Source organism: Ornithinibacillus sp. FSL M8-0202, assembly GCF_037975285.1.
Classification (GTDB): domain Bacteria; phylum Bacillota; class Bacilli; order Bacillales; family Amphibacillaceae; genus Ornithinibacillus; species Ornithinibacillus massiliensis.
Genome location: NZ_CP150248.1, coordinates 852,358 through 864,065, shown reverse-complemented (window position 1 = coordinate 864,065; position 11,708 = coordinate 852,358). Strand labels below are relative to the sequence as shown.

The 11,708-nt window shown below is 38.0% G+C and carries 13 protein-coding genes; 5 read left to right on the top strand and 8 right to left on the bottom strand.

Annotated features, from left to right (window positions below):
• The first annotated feature begins 2 nt into the window (after positions 1 to 2).
• Positions 3 to 1,823 carry a YhgE/Pip domain-containing protein gene (locus MKY78_RS04405; protein ID WP_339216536.1) on the top strand — a complete coding sequence of 607 codons (1,821 nt, stop codon included), beginning with the start codon at positions 3 to 5 and terminating at the stop codon, positions 1,821 to 1,823.
• Between the two features lie 21 nt (positions 1,824 to 1,844).
• Here the strand turns inward: MKY78_RS04405 and MKY78_RS04400 are convergent, their stop codons facing one another.
• The 6 genes from MKY78_RS04400 to MKY78_RS04375 form a co-directional block, all read right to left on the bottom strand.
• Entirely contained in the window at positions 1,845 to 2,054 is a 210-nt protein-coding gene (locus tag MKY78_RS04400; RefSeq protein ID WP_339216534.1) for a hypothetical protein, read from the bottom strand.
• 156 nt (positions 2,055 to 2,210) lie between these two features.
• The gene (tnpB, locus tag MKY78_RS04395) at positions 2,211 to 3,383 is read right to left on the bottom strand and encodes an IS200/IS605 family element RNA-guided endonuclease TnpB (RefSeq protein WP_339216532.1); all 1,173 of its coding nucleotides are present in this window, start codon (positions 3,381 to 3,383) and stop codon (positions 2,211 to 2,213) included.
• A 231-nt stretch (positions 3,384 to 3,614) separates the two neighbouring features.
• Entirely contained in the window at positions 3,615 to 4,034 is a 420-nt protein-coding gene (locus MKY78_RS04390) for a nucleotidyltransferase domain-containing protein (RefSeq protein ID WP_339216530.1), read from the bottom strand.
• A gap of 65 nt (positions 4,035 to 4,099) precedes the next feature.
• Complete coding sequence (locus MKY78_RS04385) at positions 4,100 to 4,447, bottom strand: hypothetical protein (RefSeq protein WP_339216528.1); 348 nt, start codon at positions 4,445 to 4,447, stop codon at positions 4,100 to 4,102.
• Positions 4,448 to 4,615: 168 nt separating this feature from the next.
• On the bottom strand, positions 4,616 to 4,828 hold the full coding sequence (locus MKY78_RS04380) for a GNAT family N-acetyltransferase (RefSeq protein WP_339217825.1): 213 nt from the start codon (positions 4,826 to 4,828) through the stop codon (positions 4,616 to 4,618).
• A 55-nt stretch (positions 4,829 to 4,883) separates the two neighbouring features.
• Complete coding sequence (locus tag MKY78_RS04375; RefSeq protein WP_339216526.1) at positions 4,884 to 5,174, bottom strand: RNA polymerase alpha subunit C-terminal domain-containing protein; 291 nt, start codon at positions 5,172 to 5,174, stop codon at positions 4,884 to 4,886.
• Between the two features lie 215 nt (positions 5,175 to 5,389).
• Between MKY78_RS04375 and MKY78_RS04370 the strand changes: the two genes are divergently transcribed.
• The 3 genes from MKY78_RS04370 (at position 5,390) to MKY78_RS04360 (ending at position 8,046) form a co-directional block, all read left to right on the top strand.
• Entirely contained in the window at positions 5,390 to 6,493 is a 1,104-nt protein-coding gene (locus MKY78_RS04370; protein ID WP_339216524.1) for a DUF4145 domain-containing protein, read from the top strand.
• A 76-nt stretch (positions 6,494 to 6,569) separates the two neighbouring features.
• Entirely contained in the window at positions 6,570 to 7,502 is a 933-nt protein-coding gene (locus MKY78_RS04365; protein WP_339217823.1) for a nucleoside hydrolase, read from the top strand.
• 148 nt (positions 7,503 to 7,650) lie between these two features.
• Complete coding sequence (locus MKY78_RS04360; protein WP_339216522.1) at positions 7,651 to 8,046, top strand: VOC family protein; 396 nt, start codon at positions 7,651 to 7,653, stop codon at positions 8,044 to 8,046.
• 97 nt (positions 8,047 to 8,143) lie between these two features.
• On the opposite strand, the gene MKY78_RS04355 is transcribed toward MKY78_RS04360, so the two are convergent.
• Both MKY78_RS04355 and MKY78_RS04350 read right to left on the bottom strand, forming a co-directional pair.
• Complete coding sequence (locus MKY78_RS04355; protein WP_339216520.1) at positions 8,144 to 9,361, bottom strand: MFS transporter; 1,218 nt, start codon at positions 9,359 to 9,361, stop codon at positions 8,144 to 8,146.
• An 11-nt stretch (positions 9,362 to 9,372) separates the two neighbouring features.
• The gene (locus MKY78_RS04350; protein ID WP_339216518.1) at positions 9,373 to 9,756 is read right to left on the bottom strand and encodes a MarR family transcriptional regulator; all 384 of its coding nucleotides are present in this window, start codon (positions 9,754 to 9,756) and stop codon (positions 9,373 to 9,375) included.
• A gap of 198 nt (positions 9,757 to 9,954) precedes the next feature.
• Between MKY78_RS04350 and MKY78_RS04345 the strand changes: the two genes are divergently transcribed.
• Entirely contained in the window at positions 9,955 to 11,619 is a 1,665-nt protein-coding gene (locus MKY78_RS04345; protein WP_339216516.1) for a ribonuclease J, read from the top strand.
• The last annotated feature ends 89 nt before the right edge of the window (positions 11,620 to 11,708 follow it).

Genomic DNA, 11,708 nt, shown 5'->3' with positions numbered 1-11,708 from the left:
TGATGAGGAGATTGAAAAAGATACTACTAGTCTTAGCTGCTGCTATCCTTTTATTGCCGTCATTTCTTGTAACTGCCAATGCAACGAATGACAGCAATAAACAGGAAAGTACGGCACAAGAAAAAGGAGAAATTACTGCTAAGGATGAAGTGATTTACGCGACGTTAGATTCAGCTGGTAAAAGTAATGAAATCTATGTCGTTAACACATTGGATATAGCACAAGCAGGAATGATTACCGATTACGGTACGTATACGAGCTTGAGAAACTTATCGGATACACAGGAGTTAAACAAGCAAGGAGATGCAGTGACTTTCTCTGCTTCTGAAGGGAAATTTTATTATCAAGGGAATATCAATGATGCAGCCCTACCTTGGGATATTACAATTTCCTATTTCTTAGACGGGAAGGAGATTTCTCCTAAAGAGTTGGCTGGAGAAGATGGCCATGTAACAATTCGGATTGAGACAGCTATCAATGAGTCTGTGAATCCAGTATTTATGGAGAATTATTTGTTACAAATCTCTGTTCCACTTAATACGGAAATATTTACGAACATTAAAGCAGATGACGGTATGATTGCAAATGCAGGTAAGGATAAGCAAGTGACATTTACCGTAATGCCTGAAAATGAAGCGGAATTAGAGGTTGAAGCGGATGCTGAAGGCTTTGAATTAGATGGGATCAGTTTTACTGGAATTCCTTCTTCGATGTCCATTGATGGAATAGATGTTGATGGCATGACGGGAGATATTCAGTCGTTGTCGGACGCTATTGAGTCAATAAATGATGGTGTTAGGGAGTTGCATAATGGAGTTTCCGAACTGAATACTGGTACTTCACAACTAGTAGATGGATCGAAACAATATCAAGATGGTGTGAAGGAGCTTGCAAATTCCTCTACAAATCTCGTAAATGGTTCGAAAGAGATAGAAGATGCATTGACAACATTGAATCGTTCTCTTAGTAGTACAGACGAGATGGATATGTCGGGATTGGAGGGGTTAGTAGGTGGACTATACCAATTATCCGATGGTCTAGGAGAAATAGCGAACGGTTTAAATGAACTAAAAACAAATTATCGTGATGCTTATGATGCGTTGGATCAGGCGATAAATGAAATCCCGGAATATCAAATTACCAATGAAGAAATAAGTGCCTTGAGAGAAAGTGGTGCCGATCAAGAAGTAATCAATCGTTTATTAGCAACATATGAAGCGGCACAGAAGGTAAAAGGAACATATTCCGCAGTGAAACCGGGATTTGATGCAGTTGGTGAAACATTAACAGGTGTGAATAAATCGCTAAGTGAAATGGCTAATCAAGTAGATAAAATGGCCAATGGGCTTTCGGACTCCCTAGAGGAAGATGGAATGGATGGTTTCAGCGAATTACAGGAAGGGATTGCAATGCTGTCAGCCAACTATAAAGCATTCCATTCAGGCTTAGTAGAATATACTGGTGGAGTTATCCAAATCGCTAGTGCCTATAATGAAGTACACAGTGGAATGGTAGAGCTGTCTGAAGGTACTAATGAGCTAGAAAATGGCGTTGGGGAACTTCATGATGGCACAAATGAGCTAAGCGATTCTACAAGTAATCTACCAGAACAAATGACGGAAGAAATCGATGAGATGATGTCTGACTATGATAAATCTGATTTTGACCCTGTATCATTTGTGTCTAGTAAGAATGAAAAAGTAAATTCTGTACAGTTTGTATTTAAAACAGAAAGTATTCAACAGGAAGAACCAGATGAAAATAATGAGCCTGAGGAAGAGAAAAAAGGATTTTGGGAGTTATTTTTAGATTTGTTTAGATAACAAAAGCACCTGACATCATTGCTATTCATGCAATAATGCCAGGTGTTTCTTTCGTTGAAAATCATTTTTTCCGATAGAAAAGCCAACGAATAATCGTCCCCCATATGGCTTTAAAATAGTATCTACTAGTCTAATAATATCCCTTTTGGAATCATTTCTGTAATAATTATCGAACGCCTTAATGAATTGTTCTGTAAATTGAATATCGTATTCTTTTAAGGAACGGACCATCCATTTAGAAGCACCAATCCATTTGCGATTCGTTCTTAATAATTCACTGACAAGTTCAGCAAGTGTATTCGCATTGAACTACCCCCACTTATCGACCTTATGGTCTGATTGAAGTGGGGGATTCCTAAGAACACCAACCTATTGGTTAGTTATGGATTAGGCTATCCCCGCAGTTCCTGCGGTTAATCGTAATGCTTCGTTACGAAGATTCAAACTTGCGTTAATATCTCTATCGTGACGAGTTTTACAGGTAGGACACTCCCACTCACGCAAAGCAAGATTTTTAACGTCTTTATACTTATGACCACACGTTGAACAAAGCTGACTGGAAGGGAAATTTTTCGCTACGGTCACAACCTGTTTTCCGTACCAATTTGCTTTATATTCCAACATTGTGCGAAATTGTGACCAAGATACCTCGCTGATAGCCTTAGCAAGATTAGGATTCTTTAACATGTTTTGGACAGACAAATCTTCAATACCAATGATGTCGTGGTTTTTGACAATTTCGGTAGAGATTTTATCTAACATATCCTTTCTAGCGTTTGCTATCTTTTCGTGAAGTCGTGCCACTTTTACTTTTTGTTTGTTCCAATTGGAAGAACTAATTTGTCGTCTTGAAAGAATACGCTGTGCTTTTGCTAATTTTTCTTCTAATGTTCGGAAGAATTTTGGATTTGCATACGTCGTTCCATCCGAAAGTGTGGCAAAGTCTTTTAATCCAACATCCATTCCAATTGCGGAACCTGTTTTTCCAAGTTGTTCAACTTCTGTTTCGGCTAAAATCGAAACGAAGTATTTTCCCGAAGAGTTACGTCTAATCGTTGCGTTCATAATGCGACCTTCTACTTCACGACTTTTTGCAAAACGAACAAGACCTAATTTCGGTAGTTTCATATGCTTATCCAAAACAGCAATATTCCCATTTACAAATTTTGTTGTATAGGATTGAACCGGATTCTTTTTTGATTTGAAACGTGGTTCGCCGTTTTGTTTTTTGTAATATCGAGTGTAAGAATCGTTTACTATTTCAACTGATTTTTGAAGGGCGATACTATCGACTTCTTTTAAAAACGGATAGTGTTTCTTTAATTCACGAACTGCCTTAATGGATTGGTTTTTATTGAAAAACTCACCTTTCCAATTATTTTCAGTCAGTTGACCGTTCTGCACCATTTCATTGACGATGTACCAATAAGCATCTTTCCCTTTTTGTTTTCCAACAAAATAGTTGTAAACAAAGCGAGAACATCCAATTGTTTTGTTAATCAGTTCCATTTGCTTTTTACTTGGATAGATTCGGAACTTGTAGGCTTTTTTCACAACCATTAATTTTCCACCTCCTTCATTATGTTGGATGGAAACGAATGGATTACTTTATAGAAAAAAGGTTTTACCACTCGTACCTAAGCTATTATTTATCTCATCAACACGCACTCGAACAGTCGGACAAACGAGATGGCAAGTAAGCCATCCCTTGTCCGAAGACGATTCATCCCCCACTTACTCATGGGGCTTTACCCTTCTCATTCCTTGAAGATGAGGGGATTCTCGCCTTTTTTAGATAAAATATCGTTTCGTAGTTCTCGTTTCAGTTGACCATACTTCAGGACCTTTAGCCAATAATTCTTTTGCTTCACTTTTAATTGCATCTATTACGCCTGTATCCTTAAGAATTATTCCCTCTGATACCATTCGAGGTAAGGAAGGTCTAGCACGTTTGAAATCACTCTCAAAATAATCGCGATAGGAATGGAGATTATGTACGAATATCTCTATCGGCCACTCACTTACAATTAGTGATTCCCTGTAAGAGGAGTGCGTTGCATTATCGAATATAACAATATCCAGATCAGAAGTTTCTGTTCCTTCACCGCGAACAACACTCCCTGCTAGTAGTGCACCATCACAATGAGGAAAGTAATTATAAATAAAATTCTTCGCAACTTTCTCTGGAGCTAATCTATTAGAATGTAGCATAAGTACACCTTCTTAAACTCTTAATTACGGGAGAGTCTTGTCATCTCCACTAGATATAGTTTTTATTATTCCACTTTAATAACCTCTAACATATTCGTAGTTGAAATTAAATCAATGGTATGTGAACCGTTGGTATACAGAGTAGAGCCTCCTTCACTGATTTCTTCTTTCCAGCCATTTTTTGATAGAACCCATTTATATATAGAAGGTATGCCATTTTCTTCAGATGCATGACCCCACTCATATCGTTCAGTTAGTTCATCTTTATGAAGGAGAGTTGCAGTTTTGGGAACAGGAAATTCATAAAAATCCTCTGATGGCTCATAAAGTAAAAATGTAAGTAAATAGAATACCAGTCCAGCTCCTAACAGAGTAATCACGGAAATGGCAAGCCACTTCTTCTTTTTCTTCAATTTTTACACCTTCCTTTTTTGAGGTAAAAAAATATATAATCCCCTAGTCGTCCTGATGATAAATCATAAGCAACATCTCTTGTACTTGATGGGATTGTTCTTGCTTAACATATAGACAAAAGGAGGATAGCAAACGATAAAACCTATATGTTTTTTAATCGAGGGAAGTTACAAATCCATATAATGTGTGGAATGCGAATAGCGATTACTTTTTAAAAATCCAAGACTTGTATAAAATCTATCTGCTTGCTCGGTGTCGGTATATAGTACCAATACATTAAAATGGTCTGTAGCCTCGAGTATTATTCTTTTCACTAAAAGACTGCCTAGACCTAATCTTCTATGTGTCTTCTTGACGTAAAACCTTCTTAATCTACCGATAGTAGGTGTAGACGAGAAAGAATGTATCTCCTTTAACTAGGAGTTGCAGATGTACTTAATCTTTAAATGATAACCCTTCTTCTTCCAAGGAAGCCCTCAATACAGGTATGGATGCTGGACCGATTCCGTGTAATTTTAGTATTTCTTTTTCCGTGTAGCTGGATAGTTCCTCCAAAGTCTGAATGCCTTCATGAATTAACGCGTTTCTTGCAGGTGAACTGAGTTTGGAGAGGAAGCCACTTTTAGGTTTATTTTCTTTATTACAAGTAGGGCAGCTTCGGCAGTCACTACTCTTATAATACTGATGACCTTTTTCGCATATCTTTAATATCTTTCCACCTGACAATATAATCCCTCCTACTAATGTCTACCTATATTAATGTATAGACTATCCTAGATATTCTGATTATATTCTAGCATAGGATTCTGATTTTTCTAATCTATTTTTATTAAAAAGTATCTATACTAGTAATATTTTTCTAGTTCAAGATTAGTACGCTAATGCGACTAAAAATGGTAGGATAGAAAGATAGATTTTTTTTAGTTTTGGAGGAAACACAAATGCAACAGGAAGTATACTTCTATCGATTTTTAGAACCAGTTTCGAAGGACTTAGCACATATTGCTAAACAATTAGAAAATAGTATCTTTACTAGTCCACGGGTGGTTTTGACCCACTCTAGAATATTTATTGAACATATCCTACAAAAGGTAATCGAAATCGAGAACCTTTCCCAAATTCGCAAGGGAATGCTTATGGAGCAAGTTAATCTATTGGATGAGCATGGCTATCTTACAGATGAAATCCGTGATGCACTTCATTATGTGAGAATGCAGGGGAATCAGGCTGCACATGATCCGAGGAAGTTCCGTTTTTCGGAGGCACTTCTATGTTGGGAGGCTATTTATACAATAGTGAAGTGGTTTGTTGAAGTGTATGGTTCTCATGATATCGAAGTTCCAGAGTATCATGATCCATCTCCACGAAAGCAGCAAAGCTTCGATATACAAGAATTGGTGTTTAAGCTTGATGCATTAGAGGAGAAACTGGCAGCAGCGATTACAAACCCACAAGAAGAAGTAGAGGTTGTTGCTACGTTGGAAAAAGAAATGACGGAAGAATTACCAGGAGATACTACCATTCGTACGATATCTTATAAAGGGCAATATCTAGATATACCGTATTTTCTTCGTGATGCATTTCTCCTTCCTCAGCGTTTTCCAAAGTCAGAGACCTTTTTAATTAGGTTAGGTGCTGAGCAGCATGGAAGAATCATGAGTGAATTACCTAATAATATAGAAGGGCTTGCAAGACATGTGAAGCGATTTTCTGAAAAGAATGAAGAGCAATTTTTCGAGGAGTTAAAGCGGTTTATTGAGGAAGAAAGGATACGGAGAAAGATAGTCTTAGATAGACCTGGAGAGTTATTTTTCTTTTTCAAAACAGATTACATTGTTGTTACAGAAGAGCTATCGGCTATCCCTTTAACAGATGAATATTTCACCAGTATACCGAATCTATTAAGACAAATGCACGAGGACCAGATAGAGAAGGTCGGCCAGTTACCAATGGAATTGCTGATATTGGCAAAATATGACCGTGTAGGTGTTGGTACGGTGGAGAAGCTATTTCAACAATTAAAAGAAATGCAAACGAGAAAGTAATGAATTGGAGAAATGAACTTAGCCCCTCCAGACATGATAATTAGGATGATGGAATATATATCGTGTTAAGGAGGGGATTGTTATCGCTAAAAAAATTTTATTCTTTGGAGATCCTGGTATTGATGATTCATTAGCATTGATGTATAGCCTTATTGATCCTACCTATGAAATTTTAGGGGTAGTAACAAGCTATGGGAATGTGACGAAAGATCAAGCAACTGCGAACGCTGCTTATCTGCTACAATTGGCTGGAAAAACCAATGTGCCTGTAATTCCTGGTGCTGCCCAACCCGTTCAGCAGGATGAGGTGATGTTTTACCCTGAAATCCACGGAGAAGGAATTGGCCCAATCCGTCCTCCAACGAATATGCAGTATCAGATTTACCCATTTGATACTATCCGATTAATTATTGAACAATATGGAAATGAACTCATTATTGTCGATACGGGTCGTTCCACAACACTAGCGACTGCGTTTATTTTGTATCCTGACCATATGAGAATGGTTAACGCTTATTACATAATGGGTGGAGCATTCTTTTTTCCAGGAAATGTAACTGCGCTAGCGGAGGCAAACTTTTTTGGTGACCCGACCTCATCTAATTTTATTCTGAAATACGCCCACAATCTAACCATTACACCATTAAATGTCACGCAATATGCCATTCTTACTCCTGATTTAGTGGATGCTATTTCGCATAACAAGAAGAATATTTATGCGTTCATGCTAACACCAGTTTTTGAATATTATTATGAATTTTATAAAGAACAATATCCTGGTATCCCAGGTGCGCCAATACATGATTTATTAACGGTCATGCTCATTAAGACCCCAGATATAGTGGACTATATATACTATGATGCGAAAGTTATAGAAGACGTGGAAGCTAAAGGGATGTCTTATATTGATATCCGTCCAACAAGTCAAACAGGAAAGACTAGAATTGCGATCCATCTGCACTATGATAAATTTATTGAGGAATTTAGTAAAGTGATGTTACCAGAATGATGAATATACGTTTTTAAAGATACTAGCCTGAGGAAGCTGGTATCTTTTTTATTTTACATTACTTTTATTCCGTTTTTGGAGGAGAAAGAGGTAGGGAAGAAGAATAGTTAGAAGTAGAAATAATTTTCAAAAAAACAGGAGGGATAAGATGGGAAGATTAATTCATTTTGAAATTCATGTCGATGAAATGGAGCGTGCTAAGCGTTTTTATGGTGAGGTGTTCGGCTGGAAGTTTGAGGATTGGTCGGATTATGCTGGCATGCCTTATTTCGGGGCTGTTACGGGTGATGATAACGAGCTGGGGATTAATGGTGCCTTAATTAAACGCAATGGTCCATCTCCAGAACCTGGTCAAGCAATGAATGGCTATGCTTGTACGATAGGGGTAGAGGATTACGATCAGACAGAAGAGAAAATAGTGCAGCATGGAGGAATAGTAGCATTGCCAAAGCATGCCCTACCTGGAATGGCTTGGCAAGGTTATTATGTAGATACAGAGGGAAACACATTCGGAATTCATCAACCAGATAAGAATGCGAAATAGCTTGTTAATTAGGTAAAGAGATAGCATCTATGTAGAATATTGTTATATTAAAAAAGTCAAGGAGCTTTTACTGTGTACGAGCTCCTTGATTATGTTCTTACTGGGACAGTTGTTCCTTCGTTATAGAAGCTACTTCCCGGTTGATGCGTTCTTTTTTTCCATGCATGAAATAATAGAGAATCGTGGTGATTAAAACAATTACTCCCATTATGACATAGAGATGCCGGTATCCTGTTAGTGGAATGATAAATCCGATGATATATGGTCCAAACCCAAGACCAGTATCGAGAAAGATGTAGTAGGTTGACGTTGCTAGTGCTACCCGATTAGATGGAACGACTTTTACAGCAATGGCCTGGGTGATGGATTGCATATTCCCAAATCCTAACCCCATCAGAATACTCGCAAGTAATAAGGTTACACTTCCATTCGTTACACTTAAAAGTAGTAATCCTCCGCCAAAAAGAAGAAATGCAGGATACATTACCGCATTTGCCCCTTTTGTATCCATTAGTCGTCCTGTGAAAGGACGTGATGCCAATATACTAGCTCCGTATACGACAAAGAAAATACTAGCGACTTCCACTAAATCAATTTCAATTGCGTAAAAATTAATGAATGACAGCACACTTGCATAACAGAACGAAGTGACAAGTATAACAAGCGCGATAGGAATTGCCTTTGGTTCTATAAAGCTAGAAAGCTTTAATCCATTAGAATTGGATTTAGTTGGAGAAGCTTTTACTTCTGGTATATGAATAAAGAAAGCAATGGCCATACTAATGATACCTAATACGAAACAAAAGCTAAATATAAGTTCAAAGCTAACATGTTGACTCATAAATATGCCGATGAAAGGGCCGATAGCTGTAGCTAGTGTAATACTTAAGCTATAGTAACCAATTCCCTCCCCTTTTCGTTCTTTCGGTATAATTTCAGCTACAATAGTACCTGTAGCAGTACTTGCCATTCCGAGGGCAATTCCATGTAATAAGCGCGTAATCATTAAAAAAGTAATCCCGAAATGGATGAAATATAGACAGGAAGTTAGGATGAACGCTAGCAAGCCGATAAATAGCATCCGCTTATTCCCAATGGTCGTAATTAAGCGACCGATGAATAGTCTTCCTATTAAGGTTCCAATGATAAAAATACCTGTAGCAAGTCCAGCCTGACTTTCCGAAGCATGGAACTGTTCAACTACATACACAGCCATCGTTACTAATAATAAATAAAATACTAAGTACAGAAAAAAGTTTGCTAATGAAATAATGATAAAATCTTTGGTCCATAATTTTGCTTTTATTTGATTCAAAATAAATCTCCTTACTTCATGATGTTTTGACGTATTTCTTGTAAAATACGAATGGTTTCCAGTTGTTCCTCTTCTGATATACCACTGAGAACTTCCTCTTCATATTGATCGATCGTAACACGGACTTCCTGATATACCTTTTGGCCCAGATTAGTAAGCTGCATGCGCTTTTCTCGCTTATCTTTGCTTGGCTGTTGCTCAACATACCCCAAATTTTCTAGGCTTGCCATCGTCCTGGTTACTGTTGGCTTTTCCACACCTTGATAGTGGGAAATCTCGACATTCGTTGCAGAGCCATGATGAAATAAATAGTATAAAATCGTCCACTGTGCACGGTGAAGCTGGTGTTTATTAAGCTCTGTATTTAATCGATTTTCAAACGGTCGGTATAACATAATGAGCTGGTGAAAGAATTTTTGTGAAGTTTTAATCGGAACCCCTCCTTTTAAAAAATAGTTATCATGGATAACAGTTATCTAGGGTAACTATTATAGCACACTAGAAAGAGAGAGAAAATAAAAGGATTGCAGCTTTTCTATAAAAAACAGTCATCCGGGCATACTAAATCATATTGAATAGCGGGAGGGTAATAAATGAATAGAAATGGTATCGTATCGGTCTTTGCCCTTGGCGGCTTACATGAAGTGGGTAAAAATATGTACGCGATAGAATGTGGCGAGGATATTGTTGTTATCGATTGCGGAAATAAATTTCCAGATGAAAGCCTACTCGGTATCGATTTAATTATCCCAGATATTTCCTATCTTATAGAAAACAAAGATAGAGTACGTGCATTAATTGTTACACACGGGCATGAAGATCATATTGGTGGTATTCCTTACTTTTTGAAGAAAATAAATGTTCCTGTATATGCAACGCGCTTTACCCTTGGTCTTATTGAGATTAAATTAAAAGAACATCGCTTTCTTCGTGAGAGTGAATTACATGAGATCCATTCTGAATCCGAAATACAAATTGGCGACATGCGTATTAGCTTTTTTAAGGTGAATCATAGTATCCCAGATTGCCTTGGTATTGTATTTAGTACACCAGAAGGAAATATTGTACATACTGGTGACTTTAAGTTTGATTTGACTCCTGCCAATAATGAGCGCTCAGATCTTCACCGAATGGCTGAAATTGGCAACAAAGGGGTGTTATTACTATTATCGGAAAGCACCAATGCAGAGCGCAAAGGCTTTACCCCTTCTGAGCAAATGGTTGGAGATAATTTAGAAAGTATTTTTATGAAATGTAAGCAAAAGGTGATTGTATCTACTTTTGCGTCGAATGTTAGTAGAATTCAACAGGTTATCCATGCTTCAAAGAAAACAAGGCGTAAACTTGCGCTTCTCGGTAGGTCTATGGTTAATGTTGTCGGTGTAGCAATGGAGCGAGGTTATTTAGATGTGCCAAAAGGTATGCTAATCGATGCTCGTGATATTCATGATTTACCACCAGAGATGGTGACCATTCTATGTACCGGAAGCCAGGGGGAAGCAATGGCGGCCCTTAGCCGGCTATCTACAGGGAACTTTCGTGGTGTCGATATTTACCCGGAGGATACGGTTATTCTGGCAGCGGGACCTATCCCTGGTAATGAAAAGAATGTCACTACGATTGTGGATAACCTATATAAGCTAGGGGCACATGTCATTTACGGGTCTGGAAGTAGTTCTGGCATGCATGTGTCTGGTCATGGGTATCAGGAGGATCTTAAGCTCATGATTACGCTAATGAAGCCGAAGTATTTTGTCCCGATTCACGGGGAGTACCGGATGCTCTATCACCACCAGCTTCTAGCCGAGTCAGTCGGAGTTGAGCCGGGAAATACCTTCATTCTAAAAAATGGAGATGTTGTGGATATCCAAAATTCGGAAGCTCGCAGTACACGAACCATTCCAGCTGGTAGCACGTATGTAGATGGAATTGATGTAGGGAATATGGAGTTTGTCCTACGTGATCGGAAGCAAATAGCAGAGGACGGGATGCTGATGATTATTCTTCCGATGAGTAAGGAGAATGCTAAAATGCTTGCCGATCCTGAAATTATCTCGCGAGGCTTTGTCGATAATAATTTCTCTGAACTAAGAAAACGAATGATCCGTATCATTCAAGAGACAGTAGATGAATTACATGCAGCAGATCGATACTCTTGGAATGTGAAAAAGAAGCAGATTAAGCGCCTCATCTCACAATATATTAAAGAACGGACGAAAAAGGAGCCAATGATTGTTCCCATTCTAATTGAGATTTAGAAGTTACTATGGACTTGTTGTATCTAAGTGATATGATAGGTCCTTTTTTACGTAAGAATGGATGGTGAATCTTCAAAATTATACTAATG